This window comes from Streptomyces avidinii (assembly GCF_045161815.1).
Classification (GTDB): Bacteria; Actinomycetota; Actinomycetes; order Streptomycetales; family Streptomycetaceae; genus Streptomyces; species Streptomyces avidinii.
On record NZ_CP108863.1, the window covers coordinates 8306613 to 8331646 of the forward strand.

The 25034-nt window shown below is 70.2% G+C and carries 16 protein-coding genes and 2 pseudogenes; 14 read left to right on the forward strand and 4 right to left on the reverse strand.

All coding sequences use genetic code 11. From position 1 onward, the window contains the following. Window positions 1-23: 23 nt before the first annotated feature. The 3 genes and pseudogenes from OG373_RS37660 to OG373_RS37670 form a co-directional block, all read left to right on the forward strand. Window positions 24-573: pseudogene (locus OG373_RS37660) on the forward strand (transposase); the annotation flags it as partial. Beyond that, window positions 551-1276 (forward strand): hypothetical protein, encoded by a 726-nt coding sequence (locus OG373_RS37665; RefSeq protein WP_405443286.1) that lies wholly within the window; start codon window positions 551-553, stop codon window positions 1274-1276. The pseudogene OG373_RS37660 and the gene OG373_RS37665, both read left to right, overlap by 23 nt. A 6-nt stretch (window positions 1277-1282) precedes the next feature. Then, on the forward strand, window positions 1283-2446 hold the full coding sequence (locus tag OG373_RS37670; RefSeq protein ID WP_405443287.1) for a helix-turn-helix domain-containing protein: 1164 nt from the start codon (window positions 1283-1285) through the stop codon (window positions 2444-2446). A gap of 1050 nt (window positions 2447-3496) precedes the next feature. On the opposite strand, the gene OG373_RS37675 is transcribed toward OG373_RS37670, so the two are convergent. Next, the gene (locus OG373_RS37675) at window positions 3497-4390 is read right to left on the reverse strand and encodes an SDR family oxidoreductase (protein WP_328764346.1); all 894 of its coding nucleotides are present in this window, start codon (window positions 4388-4390) and stop codon (window positions 3497-3499) included. A 327-nt stretch (window positions 4391-4717) separates the two neighbouring features. Between OG373_RS37675 and OG373_RS37680 the strand changes: the two genes are divergently transcribed. The 6 genes from OG373_RS37680 (at window position 4718) to OG373_RS37705 (ending at window position 18499) form a co-directional block, all read left to right on the forward strand. Then, entirely contained in the window at window positions 4718-5269 is a 552-nt protein-coding gene (locus OG373_RS37680; RefSeq protein WP_328764347.1) for an EF-hand domain-containing protein, read from the forward strand. Between the two features lie 362 nt (window positions 5270-5631). Then, entirely contained in the window at window positions 5632-6456 is an 825-nt protein-coding gene (locus OG373_RS37685) for a methyltransferase domain-containing protein (protein WP_405443289.1), read from the forward strand. Window positions 6457-6540: 84 nt separating this feature from the next. Further along, the gene (locus OG373_RS37690) at window positions 6541-7803 is read left to right on the forward strand and encodes a cytochrome P450 (RefSeq protein WP_328764349.1); all 1263 of its coding nucleotides are present in this window, start codon (window positions 6541-6543) and stop codon (window positions 7801-7803) included. Then, window positions 7800-15044 carry an amino acid adenylation domain-containing protein gene (locus tag OG373_RS37695; protein ID WP_405443291.1) on the forward strand — a complete coding sequence of 2415 codons (7245 nt, stop codon included), beginning with the start codon at window positions 7800-7802 and terminating at the stop codon, window positions 15042-15044. Before OG373_RS37690 ends, OG373_RS37695 begins: the two co-directional genes overlap by 4 nt. A gap of 4 nt (window positions 15045-15048) precedes the next feature. Next, window positions 15049-17595: an FAD-dependent monooxygenase gene (locus OG373_RS37700; RefSeq protein ID WP_405443293.1), complete on the forward strand. Its 2547-nt coding sequence runs from the start codon at window positions 15049-15051 to the stop codon at window positions 17593-17595. A gap of 70 nt (window positions 17596-17665) precedes the next feature. Then, complete coding sequence (locus OG373_RS37705) at window positions 17666-18499, forward strand: methyltransferase (RefSeq protein ID WP_328764351.1); 834 nt, start codon at window positions 17666-17668, stop codon at window positions 18497-18499. Between the two features lie 28 nt (window positions 18500-18527). On the opposite strand, the gene OG373_RS37710 is transcribed toward OG373_RS37705, so the two are convergent. Further along, entirely contained in the window at window positions 18528-18779 is a 252-nt protein-coding gene (locus OG373_RS37710; RefSeq protein ID WP_328764352.1) for an acyl carrier protein, read from the reverse strand. A 28-nt stretch (window positions 18780-18807) separates the two neighbouring features. Beyond that, window positions 18808-19818: a beta-ketoacyl-ACP synthase 3 gene (locus OG373_RS37715; protein WP_405443295.1), complete on the reverse strand. Its 1011-nt coding sequence runs from the start codon at window positions 19816-19818 to the stop codon at window positions 18808-18810. Window positions 19819-20401: 583 nt separating this feature from the next. Between OG373_RS37715 and OG373_RS37720 the strand changes: the two are divergent. Then, window positions 20402-20575 (forward strand): annotated as a pseudogene (locus tag OG373_RS37720) (pirin family protein); the annotation flags it as partial. Between the two features lie 949 nt (window positions 20576-21524). Here OG373_RS37720 and OG373_RS37725 read toward each other — a convergent pair. Next, on the reverse strand, window positions 21525-21782 hold the full coding sequence (locus OG373_RS37725) for a hypothetical protein (protein ID WP_405443296.1): 258 nt from the start codon (window positions 21780-21782) through the stop codon (window positions 21525-21527). A 340-nt stretch (window positions 21783-22122) separates the two neighbouring features. Between OG373_RS37725 and OG373_RS37730 the strand changes: the two genes are divergently transcribed. From OG373_RS37730 to OG373_RS37745, 4 genes are all read left to right on the forward strand, one after another. Beyond that, window positions 22123-22737, forward strand: coding sequence for a DUF6230 family protein (locus OG373_RS37730; RefSeq protein ID WP_405443297.1), 615 nt, complete (start codon window positions 22123-22125; stop codon window positions 22735-22737). Between the two features lie 89 nt (window positions 22738-22826). Further along, window positions 22827-23288, forward strand: coding sequence for a DUF6114 domain-containing protein (locus OG373_RS37735; RefSeq protein ID WP_405444343.1), 462 nt, complete (start codon window positions 22827-22829; stop codon window positions 23286-23288). Window positions 23289-23931: 643 nt separating this feature from the next. Then, window positions 23932-24426 carry a hypothetical protein gene (locus tag OG373_RS37740; RefSeq protein WP_405443299.1) on the forward strand — a complete coding sequence of 165 codons (495 nt, stop codon included), beginning with the start codon at window positions 23932-23934 and terminating at the stop codon, window positions 24424-24426. Between the two features lie 446 nt (window positions 24427-24872). Continuing rightward, window positions 24873-25034, forward strand: coding sequence for a hypothetical protein (locus OG373_RS37745; protein ID WP_405443301.1), 162 nt, complete (start codon window positions 24873-24875; stop codon window positions 25032-25034).

Below are 25034 nucleotides of genomic sequence, written 5' to 3' on the forward strand. Positions count from 1 at the left end.
AACGCTCAGTGATCACCGATGCGATGTGGGACCGGATCGAGCCGCTGATGCCAGCCGATCCGGTCCGCGGCAGGCGACGGGCCGACCACCGCCGCACCCTTGAGGCCATCGCCTGGAAGTACCGCACCAACTCTCCTTGGCGGACCTGCCCGACAAGCTCGGCCCGTTCCAGACCGCCCACAAGCGGCTGATCAGGTGGGGAGTCGACGGCACCTGGGAGACGATCCTCGCCGAAAAGGGGGCGACTCGATCCGGCGAGCCCGCCCGATCACGCTCTCGGATGCTCGCGGCGGGCTGAGCACCAAGGTCCACCTGGCCTCAGACGGCGGGGCACGACCCCTGGCCTTCATCGTCACTGCAGGTCAGGCCGGTGACGCGCCTGCCTTCGACAGCGTGATGGCTCGCATTCGCGTGCCCCGCAGCGGCCCTGGAAGACCACGAACCCGGCCCTTCGCGGTGCTGGCTGACCGGGCCTACTCCTCCCGCGCCATCCGTAATCACCTGCGGCGCCGGGGAACCCGGGCGGCTATTCCGGGATGTCGCGCGCGAGGTGTACGCGACCAACGCCGACCGTCATGACCCCTCGCATGGGGATGACAACGGCACCTTTGCCCAACTGGTCTGGCGGAACATCGCCAACCTCTCCTTCCAAAGACTCAATCAGGCAGGCATTTCCGTCCGCAAGGTTGCCGGCGGGGCGATCGAGATCGTCGCGGGGCCGTGGGTTGTGAGGATCTACAAATTTCCGCTGACCGCACCTGACAAGGTGCGGGACAAGTTGGAGCAACTGAGCTGGGACGGCAGCGCTGCACGCTTGAGGGGCGCTGTGGCAAACAGCTCGATGAAGGGCCAGTTGGCCTTTGACCGGGATCCGGACTGGGCCGAAAGCTTCGCCGATGCCGTGCGCCAGGGCGACGTGCGGGTCATGCACACAGGCGATCCCGAGACAGGTAACTGTGTCATCGAGGTGGGCCTCCCACGAGACAACCGCGAAGGCGGGTCTCCTTGGCTTGATGGCACGGTCGCGATCCACAATGATCTCCAAGTCGGCCTTCCGGCTCCCCGTTCGGCAGCAGATGCCATCGCTGGGCAGGAAGGCTTGCTACAGGAGGTTGGTGCGGGCCTGGAGTGGAAGCTGCCGGATCCGAGCCCTGGCGAGATCCGTACTGCCGAGGAGGCACCGAAGGCGCCCGCCTACAGCGACTTGGACGAGCACGAGCTGCTGCTTCGGCGGCGCACCGAAGAACCGCGTGACAAGCGCGAGAAGACAGACTGAGAAACCATGCCGACACCGCTGCGAGGATCGAGAGGCGCTGAGCTCGCCTCCCGTTCCTTCGAACCAGAAGCTCTGACGACGGCCCGTCAACTTCGAGGACTCCGCAAGAACGAGCTCGCCAAGAAGGTGGCTCTCACGCCAGCGGCGGTCAGTCAGTACGAACTCGGCCAAAGCAGGCCATCGACGTCGGTGGTGGCGCAGTCGGCCATGGCATTGGGGGTGCCGCCCACCTTCTTCGCGACTGGGCACCCGCACCCGATGGTGCCCAGCGCTGCCCACTTCCGGAGCCTTCGGGCAACGACCCAGCTGCAACGTGACCAGGCTGTCGCATTCGGCAAGATTGCCTGGAGGCTGGTTACGACTATCGAGCACTACGTGGAGCTGCCTCCCGTTGCACTGCCTCGCCTGCCATTGGCGTCCGATCCCAGCCGGGCCGACATCGCGGCCGTGGCGCGGGATGCACGGGATGCGCTGGGAGTTCCCACCGGGCCCATTCCCCACATGGCACGACTTCTGGAAGCTCATGGCGCGGTAGTCATGGAACTTCCCGCCATGTCGGAGCGTGTGGACGCCTTCTCTCACTGGTACGGAAGCAGACCCATGGTCTTCCGCAATCCCGCCAAGAACGACAGAGCTCGCTCTCGGTTCGATGCCGCACACGAGGCTGGGCACTTGGTCATGCACCTCGACGCAGAGCCCGGTAGCCGCATCGTCGAGAATCAGGCGCACGACTTTGCGGCCGAGTTCCTGATGCCGAGTGCGGAGATCCTCGCCGAGCTACCGCAGCGCCTTGATTGGGAAGCGCTCTACGCGCTGAAGCGGCGTTGGGGCACTTCACTGAAGGCCATCGTCTATCGCGCTCATGCTCTCGGAGCCTTCCGTGATGCCACGTACAAGCGCGCGATGATGATGCTCTCCCAGAATGGGGATCCGGAGCCGTGCGACCTCGGCCCCCGTGAAGCCCCTCTTCTACTGGAGAGAGCGGTCCGCCTATGTGAGGAGACAGGCGTCTCGTTCGACGAGCTCGTTGCCCGGTCAGGCCTTCCCTTCGAGCTCGCCAATGAGGTCTACGCGACAGCCACCATGACCCGTCCCCGCCTCGCTCTCAGTGTTGAAGAGGGCGATGTGTCCATGGGTGGACCCGAAGTGCTCCAGCTCTTTCCTGGCTGACCGCCGAGTAATGGCTGTCTTGGCCGCAACGTCCGGGCAGCTACGGCTCATCCTCCTGGAGCGTTGGTCAACCGCAGTTCTTGGCTCGGCCAAGACAGGCTGGCCTTGTGCCTGGCGCGGGCTTAATCTCGGATGGAAGGGCTGCCGTATACCTCTCAGGTGTCGGGGCTCGACCTGATGCCGATGACCCATCATGTCGAGTGCGTGGCGATCCTTGAGCCTGCCGAGAAGGGCCGCTGACCTGGCGTTTCTCCGAGTGTGCGTTATGGGCGTTACATGCGTTAGGTGCGATATCTTGACGCATGTTCGACGCATGTGACGCACGTTTGACGCACGGACGGCGCGGATTCTGATGGGTCGTCATGCCTGATTGGCGGTTGCTGGACGGGGCCCTCAGCTGTGGCGAGTAGGGACCTTGAAGTGGCTGGGGCACTGGCAGCCGAGCTGTTGGTGACCCCTGCCCCATCCGGTTCCGGGTGGTGACGTTCCGTGACGCGGGGCGGGATGCCGTTGGGCTGGCGGAGTATGCGAGCGCCGTACGCACCCGGGTCGCGCCGTGCCTCCAGGTCGGACCAGGGTCCAAGCCGAAGCGCGGGTCGACCGAACAGTGGCTCGCGTGGAGGGCTTCGGCCCTCTGAGCGCACCGTCCCCGGCCGCCACGGCATCCCCGAACCGCGAGCCGGCGGTCTCAGGCCCTTTCTCGGACACTGGAGCCCGCGCGCTGCGCTATGACTTGCGGGTCAAGGGGTCCAGGCGAACGGACGGACGACGGCGCCGACTGCTTCCGTTCGGGACCCCTTCAGGCCTCTACGCAAGCCGATCTCAGGATTCGGATTCATCGACCTGCCCAGAAGGAGCGGGCTCGAATCCGTGCCGGGTTGAGCCGCGTACTGCTTCGGAGTGCTGGTCGGCCTGGGGCGGCGGTGCATCCGTTCCCGCTCGTGCGGCGTGGTGTCAGGCCATCCGCTCACGCATCGCGTGCGCACCAGAGGAGAACGAGGTGGCCGCCGGGCCCTCTCATGCGGTGGGGTGGGTGGCGGTCGGGGGCGTTCAGTTCCTGAGATTCTTCAGGGCCGACGTCCCGCCGAAGACTCGGTCCAGGGCCCGGTCCGGCAGCAGCCTCGACAGGACCCGGCTGCCGGTGGCGTCGCGGCCGACGGTGTACCGGGTCCTCGGCCGCTCGGCGACCAGCGCGCGGAACACCACCCGGGCGACGTCGTCGACGGTCGTGCTGCTACTGCGGGCCGAGGTCTCGTTCGCCTCCATGAAGCCGAGGAACGAGTCGCGGTAGAGCTCACGGACCGGCTCGGGTGCGCCCTCCAGAGCCCGGTTGCCCGTGTCGGACATCTTGGACCAGAGGGGGGTCAGGACAGCGCCCGGCTGGATCACCACGACGGGGATGCGCTGTGGAGCGAGTTCGCGGCGCAGTGCGTCGCTGAGGGCCTCCTTGGCGAACTGAGAGGCGGCGTAGGCGCCGAGGTAGGGAAGGGCGACGTTCCCGAGGCCGGAGGACACGTTGACGATCCGCCCGGTACCGGCACGCAGCAGCGGCAGGAAGCCCTGGACCATCTGCACCTGGCCGATCACGTTGATGTCGAGCTGCCTGCGCATCTGCTCCATGGGCACGCACTCCAGCGGAGCCGTGACCGCGATGCCCGCGTTGTTGACCAGCCCCCACAGTCCGGCGCCGCCGAGCAGCCCGGTCACCTCGTCCACGGCCGCCCGGACCGACTTCTCGTCCGTCACGTCGACGATCACCGGCGTCAGCCGGCCGGCTGCAGCCGCGCGCAGCCGTTCCCCGTCCTCGGGGCGGCGGACCCCGGCGAGGGTGTGGAAGCCGACCCGGGACATGTGGAGCGCGCAGGCTTCCCCCAGGCCGGAGGAGGCCCCGGTGATCAGTACGGCCCGGCCTGCGGGCGACGTCGGACCCGACGATTTCGACACGTGTTCACTCCGGTTGATGGCATGGAGGCGGGCGGGGTCGTGCTCCGCGGGCCGGACGGCAGGGCGTTCCGCCCCCTTGCCGTCGTGGCATCGGTGGCACGGTCGGCGGCTTCGGCTTCTCGGAGCCGACGGCGTCCGGCGACAGTGCGCGGCGCCCCGCTTCCGTGGGCGGGACTTCAGTATGTGCGTCGGTCCGTGCCGAACGCACTCCTACGGGTGGCCCGGCTGGGCCGAAGGAGTGGAAGGTGGGGATGGGCACTTTTGTGCGGGATGTCCCTCGCGCAAGGGTGCTCGTGTACATCCCCCCTTTCTCCCCAAGGAGGACACGTGACCGCCGCAGTACAGGACATCATCACCACCAAGCTCGAGCGCACCTTCGACACCATGGACGCCAACAACGACGGCTACCTGGACTGGTCGGACTACCAGAAGCTCGCCGACCGCTACATCCAGGCGTACAAGCTCGACAAGAACGACCGCCGATCCAGGGCTCTGCAGACCTTCTGCCAGATCTACTGGCTGGAGCTGCTGCGCCACGCGGGCGTGGACGGCGACCGGCTGACGAAGGACCAGTTCGTCATCGCCAACCGCCTCGCCGTCGTCGACACCAGCCGCCTCAACGTCACCGAGGGCGGCGGCCACGCCATCTTCGACGTCATCGACGTCGACGGCGACAACGAGATCAGCAAGGACGAGTTCAAGCGCTTCCTGCGGGACGTGTGGAAGAGCGAAGCCCCTGACGCGATGGACATGTTCACGAAGCTGGACACCGACGGTGACGGCGCGATCTCGCGCCACGAGTTCATCCGCGCCGTCCGTGAGCACTTCCTGTCGAACGACCCGGAGGCGCCGGGCAGCCTGTTCTTCGGGCGCGTCTGAGTGGATCCGGTCGGCCCGTACGGGCTGACGGCGTGAACACGCTCACCGCACCCACTCCGCCGGGCACGGCCTCGCGCCCCCTCCGGGGGGTGACGGACGTGCCCGGCGGCCGCGTGTGCCGGGAGCGCGCCCCCTCCGACCGACGGCGTTCCCCCACAGATCCGTCCGCCGCTCCGCCGTCGTCCGTTCCGCCGGACAGGTGAGATCCGTGTCCCCCAAACGGTGAAACCGCAGCTCGTTCGCCCCGTTCGGGCCGGCGCGCTTGGCACCATCGACACGCTCCCGGAGGCCCGGTCGCACAGGCCGACCGGGCCCCTTCTTCGCCACAGCGCGTGGCTCGACCAACCGTGAAAGGCTCCCTCATGCTGACGCAGAACCGCCATACGTCCGGCGACGTGGGGACCTTCTATGACCGTCACACGGACGTGTACGACCACGCCCTCGGCGGCAACATCCACGTCGGCTACTGGGAGGACGACGCGGACGACAGCTCCATGCGGGAGGCGACCGACCGGTTGACGGACCTCGTCACCGAACGCCTCGCTCCGACCGAGCGGCACCACCTGCTCGACGTGGGCTGCGGCCACGGCAGCACCGCGGCGCGCATCGTCGCCCGTCACGCCGTGGAGATCACCGGCATCAGCGTCAGCGACTACCAGGTGGACCTGGCCAACAGCCGTCCCCTGTCCCAGGACCTCCCCGGGCGAGCCACGTTCCGGCTGGCCGACGCCATGGAGAACCCCTTCGAGGACAAGACCTTCGACGGCGCGTACGCCATCGAGTCCCTGATGCACATGAAGGACAAGAAGGCGGCCCTCGGGCACATCGCGCGGGTCCTGCGCCCCGGCGGCCGGCTGGTCATCGCCGAGCACAGCCTCGCGGGCGAGCTCACCGGGCCGGACGCGGCCCGCATGGCCGACGCGTACGCGTACTTCAAGTTCTCGCTGACCACTGACATGTACGGCGAGCTGCTGCGCGAGGCCGGTCTTGAGGTGGTGGACCACACCGATATCACCGAGAACGTCCGGCGTTGCTACGGCAGCATGATCAGCGGCTGGCGGAACGCAGCGGACAACTCCAGCGGCGAGACGTCGCGCGAATGGGCGGCGGCGGCCGACCTGGGCCACTGGTTCTTCTTCGAGGTCGCGGAGCTCCGCTACGGGCTGTTGACCGCGGTCCGCCCCTGAGAACCGGTCTACCGCCGTCCATCGCCGGACACCGAGCACCGCCGTCCGTCGCCGAGACTCCTACCGCCGCCGAGGTCGTCCGCCATGCCCTCCCCGCCCTCCCGCGACCGCTGCCCCTACCGCCTGGACGGCAGCGCCGCGGACATCCACGGCGAAGCCGGGGCGCTGCGCGCGCTGGGTCCGGCCGCCCGGGTCGAACTGCCCGGCGGCGTAACGGCCTGGTCGGTGACCGACCCGGGACTCGTCCGGCGATTACTGGTCCACCCCCGGGTCTCCAAGGACGCCCACCAGCACTGGCCCGCTTTCGTCGACGGCGCCCTCCCCGCCGACTGGCCCCTGCGGATCTGGGTCGACATCCGCACCGTCCAGACCGCGTACGGGCCCGACCACACCCGGTTGCGCCACCCTCTGGTGCCGGCGTTCGGCGCCCGCCGCGTGCGGGCGCTCGCCCCGTGGATCGAGGAGACCACCGCCGTACTCCTCGACGACCTCGCACGGGAGGCGGCCCTCGCTCCCGACGGGGTCGTGGACCTGCGGAAGTGGTTCGCCACGCAGTTGCCGTGGCGGACGGTCACCACGCTGGTCGGACTGCCGGAATCCATGCACGACGGTTTCCAGGCCGTCAACGACATGGTTTTCACCACCGACCTGAGCGCGGAGCAGGCGAGTGACACCGAGGCGGAGGCCGCGCGGCTCCTCGCGAAGCTGATCGTGCTCAAGTCCGAACGGCCCGGCGACGACATCGCCACCGCACTGGTCGACGCGCACCGCGAGGGCCTGCTCGACGAGCGGGAGGTGGGCGACAACATCTGGATGGTGCTCGGCGCCGGTTACGGGACCACGGCGAACCTGCTCGACCACGCCGTGGTCAACCTGCTCACCCACCCGGAACAGCTGGCCCTGGCCGTGTCGGGCCGGGTCGGCTGGGACCGGGTCGTGGAGGAGACGCTGCGCCACCAAGCCCCGGTGGCAAGCTTCATGATGCGCTTCCCCACCGAGGACCTCCACGACGAACCGACGGGGCTGACGTTCGAGCGGGGCGACGCCCTCGTCATCAACTACGCTGCCGTCGGCCGCGATCCCGGAGTCCACGGCCAGGGGGCCGACCTCTTCGACGTCACCCGCCCCAATGTCCGCGATCACCTGGCCTTCAGCCACGGCCCCACCTACTGCCTGGGCGCCGAACTCGCCCGCCTGGAAGGCCGCATCGCACTGTCCGCGCTCTTCTCCCGGTTCCCCGGCCTCGGACTGGCCGTCGGTTCCGACCGCCTTGCCCCGTTGCCCTCCCTCATCTTCAACGGCCACCGGGAGATCCCGGTACGGCTCGAAGGAAACCTCCACAGTTGAGCACTCACCACGGATCACCGCACCCGTTGACGTCGTACCAGCGAGACATCTGGTCCGCAGGATCCCGAACGCCGGAATCACCGCAGTTCAACTGCGTGCTCCACGAACGCCTGCACGGCGGCGTCGACCACCGCAGGCTCGCCGCCTGCGCGGAACGCGTGCTGCACCGGCACGAGACGTTCCGGTTGCGGTTCGCCGACAGCGTCGGCGTCCCCTTCCAGCGTGTGGCACCGGAGGCGGTCCGGGTCGCCGTGGTCGACCTCTCGGACGCGCCCGAACCGGACACCGCCCGCGCCGACTGGATGCGGGCGTCGATGGGGCGCGCCCTGCCCATGGACGGCGGCCCCCTGACCGAGGCCACGGTCCTCCTGGAGGGCGCGGACGTCACGCACCTGCACGTCAAGGCGCACCACATCGTCGCCGACGGCTGGACCCTCGACCGGCTGGGCCACGAGATCCTCCGGGAGTACGCCGATGCTCCGCAGGACGGCGGCGCCCCGGAGGGCGACCGGCGGGAGAGCGACGGGGAAGCCCCTTCCTACCTGGCGTTCGTCGAGGAGGACGCCGCCTACCTCGCGGGGCCCGACGGCGACCGCGACCGCGCCTTCCACCGGGGGTACCTCGCGGGCGTGACACCCGCGCTGTTCACCCGTACGACGGGCGACGGCCCGCGCGAGCGGGGGCGCCACTCGTTCGTCGTCGACGGCGCCCTCGTCGATCGCATCCGCGCCGTGGGCCACTGGCCTTCCACCTACGTCGCGGCCATGCTCGGCGTGTGGCTGACGCGCCTGCACCGCAGCGGGGAAGTGGTGCTGGGCGTCCCCTTCCTCAACCGCCCGACGAAGCGGCACAGGGACGTCCTCGGCCAGTTCGCCAACACCCTTCCGCTGCGGATCACGGCCTCCGGTGGGCTGACCGTCCGGGAACTCCTCGCCGAAGTCCAGGACACGACCCGTCGGCTCCGGCGCCACGAACGGCTTCCGCTCGGCGAGGTCCTGCGCGAGACGTCTTCGACGGCCGGGGACCCGCGGCAGCTCTTCGACGTGACGCTCTCCTCGGTGAACTGGTCCCGGCCTGACGTCCCGGGGATCGTCCGACGCAGCGCCCTGATGGCTCCCTCGCACGACCAGGCCGCGCTGGGCGTCCTGGTCTCCGCCTTCGACGACACCGCCGACATCCGCGTCGACCTGGACTACGCCCGAGACGTCTTCGACGAGGACCTCCCCGTCACCGCCGTGGCCGGCCAGCTCAGGACACTCCTGGAGCACGGTGTGGAGCTACTGGACCGGCCGCTCCGCGATGTCTCCATGCTGACGCCGGAAGAGCACCGGGACCTCACCGCCGGACGCGCGCACGGTCCCCGGGTCCCTTACGCGGACCGGGCGACCGTGCACGGGCTGTTCGAGGCCCGGGCAGCCGCCCAGCCGGAACGGACCGCCGTGGTCACGGCGTCCGGCGGGACGCTGAGCTACGCCGAGCTCGACGAGCGGGCCAACCGCATCGCCCGCGCCCTGCGGGCGGACGGCGTCGGCCCGGACGACCGCGTCGCGGTGATGATGAAGCGGGGACCGCGGCTGCCGGTCGCGCTGCTCGGCATCCTGAAGGCCGGCGGCGCCTACGTACCCGTGGACCCCGACCATCCGGCTGAGCGGGTGGACTTCCTGCTGCGCGACAGCCGCGCCAAGCTGGTGATCGTCGACGGCGCGCCCACCGTCCTCCCCTCAGAAGTGCCGGCCCGGCGGATCGACGACCTGATGACCGGCAACGGGGCTCCGGTCGAGCAGGTCGCCACCTCCCGGAACCTCGCCTACGTCATCTACACCTCCGGCTCCACCGGGCACCCCAAGGGCGTCATGGTCGAACATCACAGCGTGGTCAACCGCCTCGCGTGGATGCAGCGCCGCTACCCGCTCGGAGAAGGGGACGTGCTCCTGCAGAAGACGCCGGCCTCCTTCGACGTCTCCGTGTGGGAGCTGTTCTGGTGGGCCGTCGAGGGCGCGACCGTGGCCCTGCTTCCGCCCGGCGGGCAGCGAGACCCGCGCGAGGTACTCCGGGCGGTCCGCGAGCACCGGGTCACCGCCGTGCACTTCGTCCCCTCGATGCTCGGCCCGTTCCTCGACCTGCTGGAGGAGTCAGGGGAGGCACGGCGGGGCATCGCGTCCCTGCGGTACGTCCACTGCAGCGGCGAGGCCCTGCCCCGGGAGCAGGTCGAACGGTTCAACCGCCTCGCCGACCGGTGCCGCCGCGAGAGCGGCACCGAGCGGCCGGCGCAGCTCGTGAACCTGTACGGCCCGACCGAGGCGACGGTCGACGTCTCGTCGTACGACTGCCCGACCGACCCCACCCTCGCCGTCGCACGGGTCCCGATCGGCCGGCCGATCGACAACACCAGGCTGTACGTGCTGGGCGCCGACGACCTGCCGCAACCCGTCGGCGTCCCCGGCGAGCTGTGCATCGGCGGAGTCGGCGTCGCCCGGGGCTACCTCGACCGCCCGGAGCTGACCGCCGAGAAGTTCGGCGACGACCCGTTCGTGCCGGGCGGCCGCCTCTACCGCAGCGGGGACCTGGCCCGGTGGCTCGCGGACGGCACCCTGGAGTACCTCGGGCGGATCGACGACCAGGTCAAGGTCCGAGGGCAGCGCGTCGAGCCCGGCGAGGTGGCGGCCGCCCTGCGCGCGGTCCCCGGGGTGCGCGACGCCGTCGTGGTGGGCCGTGCCACCGCCGACCGGGGAACCGTCCTGGCCGGCTACTACGTCGCCGAGACCGCGACCGACATCGATGCGGCGCTGCTGCGCGAGCGGCTCGGACGCACGCTGCCGGCGTTCATGGTCCCGGCGTCCTTCACCCGGATCGACGTGATCCCGCTGTCCCCCAACGGCAAGGCCGACCGCCGCGCGCTGCCCCCGCCGGACGACACCGCCGGGACCGCCGGAGCCTCCGGGGGCGGGCAGCCGCGCGACCGCACCGAAGCGGTTCTCGCCGAGGTCTGGGCCCGCGTCCTGGGCCACGACATGGTGGGGGTGCACGACGACTACTTCGCCCTCGGCGGCGACTCGATCACCATGCTCAGGGTCCGCGCCGAAGCGGAGGCCCGAGGACTGCGCCTCTCGCTCACCGACATCTTGCGGAACCCGACGGTGGCGGGCCTCGCCCCGTACGCCGAGGAATGCGACGCGTCCGGCGCCGAGACCGGCCCGGCCCCGTTCGCCCTCGTGGCCGACGTGGACCGGGCCCGGCTCCGGGACGCCGAGGACGCCCACCCGCTGACCCGGCTCCAGCTCGGCCTGCTGTACCACAGCCGACGGCACGAGTCCTCGGCCAGGTACCTGGACGTCTTTCGGTACACCCTGGAGATGCCGTGGGACGAGGAGGAGTTCCGCCGAGCCTTCGACCAGCTGACGGCCCGGCACGCGGCGCTTCGGTCGGCGTTCGACCTGAACGGCGCCGAACCGCTGCAGGTCGTCCTGCCCCGGGTGCACGGTGGCTTGGAGATCGCCGACCTGCGTCCGCTGGACGACGCGGCGGCCGAGGCCGAGGTGGCCGCGCACGTCGAGGAACGCCGCCGCCATCCGTACACCTTCGACCGGCCGCCGCTGTACCTGTTCCGCGCCCACGTACGGGCCACCGCCGTCGACCTCGTCCTCAGCTTCCACCACGCGCTCCTCGACGGCGGCAGCGTCGCCACCCTGCTCCAGGAGCTGCTCCAGGACTACGCGCACGGCCTCGGCCTGGACACCGGCCCCGTGGAAGGAGCGGCACCCCCCTCACCGGCGGCCCACGTGCGGCTGGAGCGGGCAGCCCTGCGTTCGGCGGAGTCCCGGCGGTACTGGCGCGAGAAGCTGGCCGGCTGCGAGCCCCTGCCGGTCGAGTCGTTCTCTCCCCACCTGCCCGGCACCGGACACCGACCGGCCTCCCGGCGGGTCGACCTGCCCGCCGCCCTCGTCGAGCAGGCGCGGAGCCTCGCGGCCGAACACGCCCTGCCCGTCAAGTCCGTGCTCTTCGCGGCACACGCCCTGACGCTGGCGGCGCTCGCCGGCACCCGTGACGTCACCACGGGTCTCATCACCCACGGCCGTCCGGAGACGGCCGGTGCGGAGCGCACCGCCGGGCTCTTCCTGAACACCGTGCCCGTACGCCTGGACACCGCGCGGGACAGCTGGCTGGAGGTGGCGCGCGCGAGCTTCCGCCAGGAACAGGAAGACCACCCCCACCGCCACTACCCGCTGAGCGCCGTCCAGGAGGACCACGGCGGCCCCGCGCTGGACACCGCCTTCAACTACGTGCACTTCCGCCAGCTCTCCCGTGTGCTCGACCTGCCCGGTCTGCGCCTCACCGCTTTCCGCACCTGGGAGGAGAACGACTTCCGCCTCCTGGTGAACGCGATCACCGATCCGGACGGCACCGGCACGTGGCTGCGGATCGACTGCGACGGGGAGACCTTCCCGGCCGAGCAGGGCGACCTCTACGCGGACTGCTACCTGCGCGTCCTACGGCGTCTGGTGGAGCAGCCGGACGAAGCGCCGGACTTCGCCTTCCTCTCCCCCCGGCCCGTCCTGGCCCCTCCGGCGGAACATCCCACGGTCGTCTCCCGCTTCGCCGAACAGGCGGCCCGCACCCCGGACGCGACCGCCGTGGTGGCGGGCGGGGAACGGTGGAGCTACGCCCGGCTGGCCGAGGCCGCGCAGAACGTGGCCGGACGGCTGTACGCGCTCGGCGCGCCGGCGAACGCCCGGATCGGGGTCGCCATGAACCGGTCCCCGCTGACCATGGCGGTGCTCCTGGGAGCCATGCGCGCCGGATGCGCGGTCGTCCCGATGGACATTGGCTATCCGCCCGCCCGGCTGGCCACCATGCTGGAGCAGGCCCGACCCTTCCGCGTCGTGGCCGAGGTCGCCCACGCCCACCTCGCCGGCGACCCGGCGCTGCTACTGCCCGCCGAGTCGGTGGCCGCACCGACGCCGGACGTGCCGTCACGAGGCGTACCGGATGCACCGGCGGGGAGCGGACCGGGCGCCGACGACACCGCGTACGTCCTGTTCACCTCCGGCTCCACCGGGACCCCCAAGGGCGTCGTCATGCCGCACCGCACCCTGGCCTCCCTGGTGGCCTGGCAGGCTGCGGCGCCCAGCGCGGTCCCCGGCGGCGTCACACTCCAGTTCGCGCCGCTGAGCTTCGACATCTCCTTCCAGGAGATCTTCTCCACCCTGTGCACAGGTGGCACCCTGTGCCTGGCCGACGACGCGCAACGGCGCGACATGCCCGCTCTGTTGCACCTGCTGGACCGCGAGCGCGTCGAGCAGGTCTTCCTCCCCCCGGTGGCCCTCCAGCAGCTCGCGGAGGCCGCGGGGGCGTTGGGCGTCACGCCGCCTGCCCTGCGGGCGGTGATCACCTGCGGCGAGCAGCTGCGCGTCACCCCGGAGATCCGCGCCTTCTGCGCCGAGCTCCCGGGCGTGGTCCTGGAGAACCACTACGGGCCTACCGAGACGCATGTGGTCACCGCGTTCACCATGACCGGAGACCCCGCCGCCTTCCCCGCGCTGCCGCCGATCGGCCGCGCCCTCGACGGAGCCGAGGTGCACGTCCTGGACAAGCGGATGCGCCCGGTGCCGATCGGGGCGCGGGGCGACGTGTACCTGGGCGGCAACTTCCTGGCCGACGGCTACGAGGGCAGGCCGGACCTGACCAAGGAGCGATTCCTCCCGCACCCGTTCGCGGACGGGGACCACCGGCTCTACTACACGGGCGACGTCGGCATGGTCCTTCCGGGCGGCGACGTCGTCTTCCTCGGACGCGACGACGCGCAGGTGAAGGTACGCGGCTTCCGTGTGGAACCGGCCGAGGTGGAACTGGCCGTCACCGGCCTGGCGCACGGCTTTCCCGGCCTGCGCGACGCCGCGGTCGTGGCCCGCGAGCGGGCGGACGGCGAGACCTTCCTCGCCGCCTTCCTCCTCGGCGAGGGTACCGACGAGGACCTGACCGGCGTCCGCGAGGGGTTGCGCGCCGTCCTGCCCGCCCACATGGTCCCCTCGCACCTGCAGTGGGTTTCCCGGTGGCCGCTGACCCCCAGCGGCAAGCGCGACGACGCCGCGCTGCGCCGCACCCAGCTGGCCGCCGCCGGCCGCGCTCCCCGCACCGGTCCGCGTGACGCGTACGAACAGACGCTCGCCGAGCTGATGGCGGACGTGCTGGGCCTGGATGAGGTGGGGACTCACGACAGCCTTTTCGACCTCGGCGGCACCTCGCTGACCGCGATGCGGCTGGTGGTCCGGATCGAACAGCTCTACCGGGTGCACCTCCGCCTGGCCGACTTCGTCGCGACGCCCACCCCCGCCGCGCTCGCGGCACGGCTGCGCGACGGCGGCGCCAAGGCCGCGTTCGACGCCTTGGTGCCGCTCCGCCCGCAGGGCGACCGCCCGCCGCTGTTCATGGTCCACCCGATGGGCGGCACCGTGCTGTGCTACGTCGCGTTCGCCCGGTACTTCCCTGCCGACCGGCCGTTGTACGCGTTCCAGGCCGCCGGGGCCGACCCCGGCACCGCCCCGCTGGGCACCGTGGAGGAGCTCGCGGAGAGCTACCTCGCCGCCCTGCGGAGGGTGCGCCCGCACGGCCCGTACACCGTCGGCGGATGGTCGTTCGGCGGCTTCGTCGCCTTCGAGATCGCCCGCCGGCTGCGGGCGGAGGGCGAGCGGGTGACCCTGCTGGTGGTCGACACCACCGCCCTGGAACAGGGGCCGCGTTCCCCGCACGACGACGAGGCCATGCTGGCGTGGTTCTTCCACGAGCTGCTCTGGCCGCGCGACGGCGGCACGGCACCCGCCCCGACCGTTCCGGGCGGGCCGGGCTCGCCGGAGGGGAGGTTCGCGTCCATGGCCCGCGTCGCGAGTGAGCGGGGCATCCTGCCGGCCGGCAGCTCCGGTTCCGTCGTCCGCCGCCTGTTCGACGTCTACCGGGCGAACTGGCACGCGACGCTGGCCTACCGCCCCCCGCGCGAGGAGCAGGACCTCACGCTGGTCCGGGCCGCCGAGCCGCTGCCCGCCGTCCTGTCCGCCATGCACGGGGCCGCCCGCACCCGCCACCAGGACCCCTGCAACGGCTGGAGCGCCGTGACCGAGGGACGGATCCGGACGGTCCGTGTCCCCGGGGACCACCTGACCATGATGGAAGAGCCGCACGTGGCCCGGCTGGCGGACACCCTCGCCGAGCTGATCGACGACTCCGACCGCGATCACGGGGTGGGCTGACGCCATGCCATCGGGACGTCCTGCGAAAGTCCTCGTCATCGGTGCCGGCATCGGCGGTCTCACGTGCGCGGTCGCGCTCAGGCGAGTCGGCGTCGAGGTCGAGGTGTACGAACGCGCCACCGAGCTGCGGGAAGCCGGCTCCGGCCTGTCGGTCATGAGCAATGCCGTCACCGCCCTCGCCGGTCTCGGCATCGACCTGGGCCTGGACAAGCGCGGCCGGGCCGTGGAGTCGTTCAGGATCATGGACCGGCGCGGCCGGCTCATCCGGGACCTGCCGTTCGGGGAAGCCTGCGAGCAGGCGGGCGCGCGGAGCTTCTGCCTCAGCCGCGCTGACCTCCAGGAGGCCCTGCTGACGGAGGCCGGCGACTGCCCGGTCCACCTGGGGGCGACCGCCACCGGCTTCGACACCACGGGCCCGGGGGTCACCGTCCGCTTCGCGGACGGCCGCTCGGCGAGCGGGGACGTCCTCGTCGGCGCCGACGGCTTCCACTCGGCCGTACGGCGCCACCTCGTCGGACCCGAGCGGCCACGGGACTGCGACCACCTCTTCCGGCTCGGCATCGTCCCCTTCCGGCACCCGCGCCTCACCGAGGGGGCCGTACGCCACTACTGGGGGCGCGGACAGCGCTTCGGCCTCATCGACATCGGCCACGGCCGGTGCTACTGGTGGGCCGCCATGAGCACCACCCCCGGGACGCCCGCACCCGACCGCGTCAAGGACGCCGTCCGACAGGCTTACGCGGGGTGGGCCGACGAGGTGCGGGCGGTGATCGATGCCACCCCCGCAGCGGACATCCTCACCGTCCCCTCGCGCGACCGGGCCTTCCTGGAACGGTGGGGCGACGGCCCTCTCACCCTCCTCGGCGACGCCGCCCACCCCATGCTGACCACGCTCGCCCAGGGGGCGGGCACGGCCATGGAGGACGCCGTCGTCCTGGCCCGGGCGCTGGCCGATCCGGCGACGGGAGACGACCCGGTGCGGGCCCTGCGCGCGTACGAGGAACTGCGCCGCGACCGCGCACGGGCGATGGTGGCCGGCTCCCGCAGCATGAACAGACTGACCCAGGGGGCCCGCCCGCACCGGCGGCTGATCCGTGACGCCTACTTCCGGCTGGTGCCCCGTCGCGTCCTCGTCCGGCAGACCGTGGAGGCCCTCACCTACCCGGGCGAGCGGTTCACCGGCCGCGGTGACGTCCGCCGGGACCTGAGCCCCCTGGAACGGCTGTACTGGATCGCCGACCTGACCTCGCCGCTCAACGTCATCGCCCGCGCCCGGGTCCACGGGCGCCTGTCCCCGTCGCTGCACCGCCGCGCCCTGGACGTCCTCCAGCTCCGGCACCCCCTGCTGCGCGTCGCGATCATGGACGACGGCACCGGAACACACCCGGCCTTCGTCCCCGTGGACGGACGCCAGATCCCGTTCCGGCACGTCCGCGTACGACCGGACGACCCCGCCGCCGACATCCGGTGGCAACAGGAGGTCGACGATCACGAACTCGCGGAGGGCCTGGACCGGCGCACCGGACCGCTTCTGCGCGCGGTGGTGATCACATCGGGAGGGACGGAGAACGAAGCCGAGAACGAAGGGGAGTTCCACGACCTGCTGCTGACGGTCTCGCACGCCATCGCCGACGGCAAGACCTGCCTGTCCCTGGTCCGCGAGTGGATCGAGATCGCCGCACAACTGGACCGCGGAGCAACGCCGCCGACCACTTCGCGGCGGGTCCTTCCCGCGACGGACGACCTGCTCCCGCGCCGGCACCGGGGCGCGGCGGGCGCCGGCGGGTTCCGGGCCCTGATGCGCCGCGAGGAACGGGCGTCCCTGACCCGGCCTGCCCAGCGGATCGTCCCCGACGAGCACGTCCCGTTCGAGCGGCGGCGCACCCGGATGACGCACCGGTCCCTCACCGCCGACCAGTTGGAACGCCTGGTACGGGCCGCCAAGCGGCACGGCACCACGGTCCACGGGGCCCTGGCCGCCGCGATGGTGTCGGCGGTCGCCCGGGACGCGGATACCCCCGCCGCCGCGTACTTCTCGATCGGTTCACCGGTCGACTTCCGCGCCGACCTGGAACCGCCCGTACTCCCCGACGAGGTCGGCACCTACGTGGCCACGGTCCCCACCCGCGTCCGGTACGAGCCGGGCGGGTCGCTGTGGCCCATGGCCCGGACCGTCAGCCAGGATCTCGTCCGACGCCGGAAACGACAGGACCACCTGGCCACGATCAGCCTGCCGCGCGTGGCGGGCCCCGGGTCACTGGCGGACGGCGCGTCGTTCATGCGGTTCATGGACGAGGAGGGGCCGATCAACCTGTGCCTGTCCAACGTCGGCCGCTACGACTGCCCCGAACAGGTCGGTCCCTGGCGGATCGACGGCGCCCAGTTCCTCACGGGCGTCTCGGTGATGGGCGCCGTCGTGGCGACGGCGACCACCGTTCACGGACGGCTCGCGTGGAACTTCGGCTACGTCGAGGGCCTGGTTACGGAGTCACGCGCGCGGCGCATCGCCGACGACTCCGTACGCCTCGTGCTGTCCGCCCTCGCCGAGTGACCGGCCGGACCGGAAACGCGCCGGCCACGGCGAACTCCGTACCTTCTTCCCCCTGAAAGGTTCCGTTCCCATGACCAGTGCTCCCGACCGCACGCCGACACGGCGCCGTGTCCTGCCCGCCGGCGAGAACGGTTCGCTGTGGGAGGCCCGGCCCTCGTGCGGGATCGTCGAGTTCCGCGGCACGCGTCTGCGGATCACGGTGGACGACCCTTGGGAGGTCCTCTTCCCGACCGACTGCGGACTGAGCCTGCTCGGCGCACTCGACGATGCCGGCGCTCCCGTACTGGAGGGCGTCAACGCCCTGGACATCGGGGCCGGTTCCGGCCTCTACAGCGTCGCCCTGCTCGCGGCCGGCGCCGAGCGGGTGACCGCCCTGGACGTCAACCCCGCCTCCGCCGCACAGACCGTGGCCAACGTGACGACCAACGGGCTCGACGGCTCACGGCTCACGTGCGTCACGTCGCCGCTGGAGGAGTACACGACGGACGAGCGGTTCGACCTGGTGATCACCAACCCACCCCACCTCCCCTACGATCCGAGCTACGCCAGGACGGACGGACTGGAGACGGCCCTCGTCGCCCGGAGGGGCGGCCGCGCGGTGTACGACGCGGTCGTCGACCGCGTGGACGGGCTCCTGGCGCCGGGCGGCTCCCTGCTCATGGCGCATTCCTCCCTCGCCGACGTCCCCCGGACCGTCGCGGAACTCACCTTGCGCGGCTACGAGTGCGAGACGTTGGAGGTCTTCGAGATGGACATCCCGCTGCTGGCGTACGCCGAGCACCGGGAGACCCTGCAGCTGCGGCTGAAGGAACTGCGGGCGGAGGGCCGGGCGGAGTTCGACGGATCGCGTTTCACGGTGCACGCGCTGCTGTTCCGGCGTCCCCGGGGCGCCGCCCGCCGCTGACGCCCCTCACGAGTACGGCCGACGGGTCTCAGACCGACGCGTCCTGCCTGCCCTGCCTGTTCCGTTCGTCCTGCATCAGCCGTGTGATCTCGGCCAGGGTGTCCGCTTCCGCGAGTTCGTCGAAGCCGATCTTCAGACCGGCCTCCTCCTCCAGCACGAAGGACAGCTCCACCACGAACAGCGAGTCCAGGCCGAGGGCCGGCGGGGCGGCCTCGGGGGTCACCAGCTCGGGCCGCACCTGGAACCTGCCGGTGAGGATGTTCACCAAGGTGTCGTACATGCCGTTCCTCCGGAATGAGTGGGACGAGTCAGTGCGGGCGGGAGAGCTGCGGCCACACGAGGGTGGTGGCACCCCAGGCGAGGCCGCCGCCGAAGGCGGTGAGCAGGACCCGGTGCCCGGGTTCGAGGGCTCCCGTGCGGTCGGCGCGGTCGAGCAGGATCGGGATCGAGGCGGCCGAGGTGTTGCCGACCCGCTCGATGTCGGACAGCACGCGGTCCGGCGCGACGCCCAACCGCTGCGCGAGCACGGCCAGGATTCGCGCGTTCGCCTGGTGCGCGACGATCCGGTCCGCCTCCTCCGGCTTCCACCGCGCGGCGTCCAGCGCCGCGCGCGAGGCGGAGTTCATGTGCTCCACGGCTCGCCAGAACACCTCCCGCCCCTCCAGGCGCATGTACGGGTCCGCCGGGACGCCATCGGCCGTCGAGCGTTCCTCGGACCCTCCGCCCCGTACGGTGATCAGGTCGCGGCCACCGCCGTCGCTGCCGAGGACGCAGGTCCCGAGGGCGCCGGGTTCCTCGTGGTGGCCCGAGCGCAGGACGACGGCACCGGCGCCGTCGCCGAAGAGCATGCTCGTGGGGTCGGCCTGGTCGACGCTCAGCGAGAGCGTGTCCGTGCCGACGACCAGAACGCTGTCGGCCGTGCCCGCGGCGATCAGGCCCTGGGCGACACCCAGTCCGTAGACGAAGCCCGCGCACACGGCCTGGACGTCCAGCGCGGCCACCCCGGCCATCCCCAGGCGCGAGGCGACGCTCGGGGCGGTGCCGGGGCACGGCCTGTCCGGTGTCGTGGTGGCGACGACCACGGCCGCGACGTCACCGACCGCCGCCCGCGAGAGCGCCTCGCGACCGGCCGCGACGGCCAGGTCCCCGCTGGTGGTACCCGGCTCCACGACGTGCCGGAACCGGATGCCGGAGCGCTGGAAGATCCATTCGGGCGCCCGCCCAAGGCGCTCCGCGAGCTCCTCGTTGGCCACCTTGCGCGGCGGCACGTACGACCCGACCCCCGCCAGGACGGACGCAGGGACCGCTCGATTCGTCACTGCCCCTGCCCTCGCTCCGGAAGACGGACCGGAAGCCGCTCGGGGATCACCGCTCCACACCTTCGACAGCTCTCCCGAACAAGGCCCCATGCGGCCGCATGCATGCGTAAATCCCCCACGGGACACAGTCGTACCACGTCCAGAAGCACGACGATCCGAGCGACGCGCGATCCTGAACCACGACGCGCCGCCGACGACCGCTCGGAAGTAGTCGTCCGGCCCCGCTTGGCAGCTACAGCCTCCGGCTTGACGAGGCCGTTGGTCTCGAGAAGTCGGCGATCAGCCCGTTCGAGTTATAGGTATGCATCGAAATCCGCGCGTAGTGCCCGTAAGGCACACCGCTCATGCATCCGATGCACGCCGCACGTGGTGCTGACCTGCGGTTTCCTTCCACCTGTTTTGCATAGATCTGTTTCTTGTGACACACCACGTGAACTCGGTGGTGACGGCGGATACGACGAGCGGCTGGGCTCATCGTTCGAGTGCCTGTTACGTGGTCATGTTTCGGCGAAACGTGCCGCTGAGCGAGGCACGGATGCTGACTTCCCGAGACTCGTGATGCTCTGACCTGCGGAAATGCTCAGAGATCCAATGGTTCTGGAACTGGATCGGACGGTCCCAAGAGGATATCGCACAGGCCCGCGAGGACTGGATGAACCGCACCCGCTTCGGCGAGGTCAAGGGCTAAGACGGCGCTCCGATTCCTGCCCCGGACCTTCCCCCAACTCGGTTGAAGCCCAGGGGAAGGGTGCGCTGAGCTACGCCGATGTCATCACGCTGGGAGTTGGACGTAGCGGCTGCCATAGGGTTCCGCTTTCTTGGGGCTATCGGAGCTCGGCACGACCTCTAGAGTGGCTTCTTGATCTTGAGGTCGAGTCTCATGTGGGTCAGGCTGTGGTCAGGTCTTAGTCGAACGAATGCTGGCCCTCTACTGACGAGTAGTTAGATTCCTTGGAGCGCGTCGGGAGTGTGTTCTGGCAGGGGAGTGTTGCGCCGAGGGATCCGGTTCCGGGATCCCTCGGCTGCCGTGGAAGGCTTCCAGATGGAGCTCTCCTTCGGGCCTGCATGCTTCTGTCGTTCTGTCGCGGAGGCCGACGCGCGACGTTGTGGGTAGTGAATAAAGCGGGGTGTTGAACCGCGGCTGTCGAGTTGGCAAGGCATCAGGCCTGGCCGGTCGCGCACGCCATGACAGGCTGGTCCAGATCTTGGTCCGGCTCGACCGCGGTCGGGTTGCAGTCGCCAGTGTGACTTCGAGCCCAGCAGGTTGCGATTCGTCGCCTCCTGCGTGAGACGCCTGCCCGTGGTGAGGACCGGTGTACTGATGGTCTGAGATCTGGCGGCAGCCACTCGACGAGAGTGCCACCCCGCCTGTGCGGCCCGCTCCTCGTCCGACAGCGTCAACTCGGCGTTCGGTCGCCCCATCCGCGCCAAAGGCCAGCCTGCAGTCTGGATGGAACTCAAGACTGAGAAGGCTAGCCCTCCGGAGACGCGTACGAGGAGCACTCAGGGCTTCGGCAGGGTCCTGGAGTCCATACCGGGATGAAGATTCCGAGGGACTTGCGCCGCCTGAGTACCGTGTCGACGGGGCTCCCGCAGGCCGGGCAAATCCGCTGCTCGCGCCCGGCATGCGGAGCGACCGTCCCGTGAGCCCTTCGCTCTTGACTGGTCATATGTCCACAGTAGGCCGGTCTCGCCTGTTCGGCCGGTCAGGGCGTGACGGCGTACGTGGTGACGAGCTGGCCGCCGCCGAGAGCCTGGAGCTCAGTGAGCTCCAGGGGGGGGTGCACGCCCGCCCGCGACATCGGCATCCCCATGCCCACGAAGACGGGATGCGCCCTGACGGCGATCTCGTCGATGAGCCGGGCGGCGAGGTCGGCGCCGCCCAGAGCCGGATGGCGAGCCCGTTGAGCGGCAGCGGCACGGGGACGATCATCATATGCGTTCCTTGGCGGGGGGCGCGTCATCGGACTCACATACCGAGATCGGACTCACGTGCCAAACGGGTCGGACCGTCACCGCCGCCGCAGCCGATCGCGGCGCCAGTGATTTTCTGCCTTGAATCACAATCTGCTTATCCTGGTCCGTTCGGGTGATTCCAACCATATTGGTGGCGCCCCGCTTGCCGGGCTCTCTGGCGTAACAGATGCTTGAGTTTCTGAGGTCTGATCCGCGACGTGATGTTCCATTGCGGCAATGACTTCGAAGGCCTCTGAATGCCGCTCGAATTGGAGAAATTCGACCGGTTCTGGCCTGATCGCGACGCCTATGCGGAGCGACATCCTGGGGTGCGAGGGAGTGAGAAGAATGCGCAGAACCCGGTGGAAGCGTTTCGCCGCCGTCTTGCTGCCGAGCGTCGTTGCCGCCGCTGCCCTGGTCTTGAGCATGGCCCAGGGGGCTTTCGCAGCATCCTTCTTCATCTCCGGAGAGAGATTCAAGCTCTCCGTGGACACACTGCAGGCCAAGGGCCTGAGCCTGTACGGCATGGTGGATGTGACGCGGCGGGGCAAGGCCGTGCCAGTGATCGTTACGGGAGCGAGGAGCGTGACGATCGGTGGGCTGTGCCAGTCGGTGCTCATCCCGATCCCTGTGCTGGGCCCCTTCACTCTCCGGCTCACCGGTGGCGGTGATGGAAACCCCGCCACCGCAACCAATGCATTCCTCGACACCGATCTCCTCGCGTCTTCCAGTGCAACGATGAACAACGTGGACATCGGCGTTGCGGCAGGCTCGCTGACCACGGGCGAAGTTAACTCGGGCGACGAGAACTCCAAGTTCTTCGCTCCGAACACCATCGCGTTGCAGGGAGCTTCGGCAACGTTGACCAATGTCCGAGCCACCGGGGTGGCAGCCACTATGGGTTCCATCACCCTGCCTGATATGAAGGCATCGCTGCGACAAGGTGACCACCAGTGCTTCTGAGGTGCCTTCAATTCAGGGCCCCGATATGGCGCGCCGCGAGCATCGGCCTCGTTGGATTCCTTGAGTAGAAAGTCATTTGCGTGACGAAGATGACCACGTCAATCGAATGGCGTGACGCTCTCTCAGGAGCAAACAAGGGATTCCGTATCTGGCGTGACAACAGGCCCTTCTGGGCCGGGCTGATGACGCTCTCAGCGGGCTGGCCCATCCTGTATTTCGCCTATGGGCACCTCACCTTGGGAGGTGTCACCATGGCACTGTCGACCACCGCGGGTGCGGGGTCGTTGGTCATCGGGGTCCTCCTCGTCACCTTGGGTCTTCTCATGTGGATCCGTCCGCTCGTACGCGTCTTCGCAGGGGTCGCCGCGATCCTGCTGTCGCTGGTTTCCCTGCCGCTCGCCAATTTCGGAGGTCTTCTCCTCGGCGCGTTGCTCGGTCTCGTCGGTGGCTCTCTGGCTTGTGCCTGGTCGCCGCCGAGCGAGGATTCGGATGGCGACGGCCAGAACGCCCTCCCCTCGACTCTCGAGGCCGGTTGGCACAATGCGCAGTGACAACACGGATGAGGCCGACCGCGACAGCGTGCCGGCCCCACGACTCGCCCGCGTCTCGCGTCCTGTGAGGCAGACGGGCCCCTTCCCCCGGGTCCCGAGACCGGTCGGCCAGTTCCTGGCGCTCACGGCCCTGCCGGCGGCCCTGCTGGCGACTATGGCCGTCGAGTGGAGGGGAATGCCCGCAACCGCTCACCACGTCCTCCCGGCCGGAGCCGACGGAACTCCTTGTGCGCCCTCGCCGGTGAAGGACGCGCCGGTCCCATCGAGCACACAGGTCCCACCGGTCTCCGTGAGCCCTCCAGAGTCCCGGGGGGCGAGCCGGTCAGCCGCGCGGGATGGGACCCCTGAGCCCGGTACGGGCCGCCAGAGGAGCCCAACTTCGCCCTTGCCCGGGCAACGGGGCTCCGCCGCGGCCCTGAAGGCTTCTGGCTCCTCCCCTTGCCAGGCGACCCCCGGGGCCCGCCCGTCATTGTCCGAGAGGCCGGGGCCGTCTGCCGGGGCGACACCGTTGTGCCCGTCGGCTCCCCCGACGTCCGCCGAGCCGACAACCCACAGGGCTCCGCCGTCCCGTACGCCCGCCCGACCGAACGCCATCGGAGCTGTCGGCTGTGCCACACCGACTCCAGCGGAGCACCACGCGTCCTTGCGCCTTGCGGAAGGCGTCTGGACGCTGAACTCGCCCCGGCTCGTGCTGCTCGGCGGCGTGTTCCGCGGAGTGGTGACCGTCGAGAGCGCGGCGGGCCCGAAGCGCCTGCTCGAATTCACCGCCCGATCCGTGGAGGTGGAGGATCTCGATCTGGAGGTGCGGCAGACCATCGGGACCTGGCATCTGCAGGCCGCTCCCGGGACGACTTCCACCATTGTCGGAAACAGCGTGACCCTGTACGCGGAAATGCTGGTCGGCACGTTCACGACTACGGGGCAGGGGGCGGCACCACCCGGCGACAGAGTCACCGTCACGCCGAGCAACATTCCGTCGTGGCTCTTCAACCCGGTCGCTGCGCCATCGGACTCAGCTTCCCGGACGATCACGATCAAGAACGCCGCGGTCTCCCAGATCAGCCTCACGCGAGCGAGCCTGACCATCCCCCGCGCTCATGTCCGCATGGGCAGTCCCTCGGCCCGGCCTCGGGGGTAGCAGGCCCGGACCAGCTCGGGTCAGCGCTCTTCCTGGTCACCGCACTGGCAGCGCTCACCCGCCCGGCGACCGGGAGCCTGGTGAACGTAGAGCTGTCACGGGCGGAGAAGTCACAAGGTGACGCCCCCACCGCAGCTGCCCGCCCGTATGGGGTGGCCAGCCCATACTTTGGGCCAGCTGCCTCAAGGCAGGAGAGTCGCCCGCACACGAGCGGTGTCACTGCAGTGACACCGCAACACGGGGCCGAGGTCGCAGTGCCCGTCTAAAGCACGCGGACGGCGCCTGGAAACCGTGGGCCAGGACCTCACCCTGTCTACGTGGGGACTCTTGACCAGGCCGGGAACGCAGTGCAGTGGACGGACACGAGCGATCCGATAGGCTGAAAGACACCTGCGGGTCGTGCGGCGAGTGCACGGTGGCGTTTACAACGCCAAAGCCTGTCGGCTATGGATCTCGACCGGCTATGGATCTCGACCATCGGCCCCAGCCGCAATTCCGACCTCACCCCGATGAACGTCCACCCCTGGCTGGGCTTCCGGATCGGCCTGATCGGAAACCCCGGCCGACAGGCATCGGTGCCCGGGGCTCGCGTCAGCCGGCGAGAGTAG

Bases quoted from the DNA above. Each gene is read 5' to 3' on its own strand.
- OG373_RS37670 (WP_405443287.1), top strand. From the start codon at position 1,283: ATGCCGACACCGCTGCGAGGATCGAGAGGCGCTGAGCTCGCCTCCCGT.
- OG373_RS37685 (WP_405443289.1), top strand. From the start codon at position 5,632: ATGCTGACGCAGAACCGCCATACGTCCGGCGACGTGGGGACCTTCTAT.
- OG373_RS37690 (WP_328764349.1), top strand. From the start codon at position 6,541: ATGCCCTCCCCGCCCTCCCGCGACCGCTGCCCCTACCGCCTGGACGGC.
- OG373_RS37700 (WP_405443293.1), top strand. From the start codon at position 15,049: ATGCCATCGGGACGTCCTGCGAAAGTCCTCGTCATCGGTGCCGGCATC.
- OG373_RS37705 (WP_328764351.1), top strand. From the start codon at position 17,666: ATGACCAGTGCTCCCGACCGCACGCCGACACGGCGCCGTGTCCTGCCC.
- OG373_RS37710 (WP_328764352.1), bottom strand. From the start codon at position 18,779: ATGTACGACACCTTGGTGAACATCCTCACCGGCAGGTTCCAGGTGCGG.
- OG373_RS37725 (WP_405443296.1), bottom strand. From the start codon at position 21,782: ATGACGCGCCCCCCGCCAAGGAACGCATATGATGATCGTCCCCGTGCC.
- OG373_RS37730 (WP_405443297.1), top strand. From the start codon at position 22,123: ATGCGCAGAACCCGGTGGAAGCGTTTCGCCGCCGTCTTGCTGCCGAGC.
- OG373_RS37735 (WP_405444343.1), top strand. From the start codon at position 22,827: ATGACCACGTCAATCGAATGGCGTGACGCTCTCTCAGGAGCAAACAAG.
- OG373_RS37745 (WP_405443301.1), top strand. From the start codon at position 24,873: ATGGATCTCGACCGGCTATGGATCTCGACCATCGGCCCCAGCCGCAAT.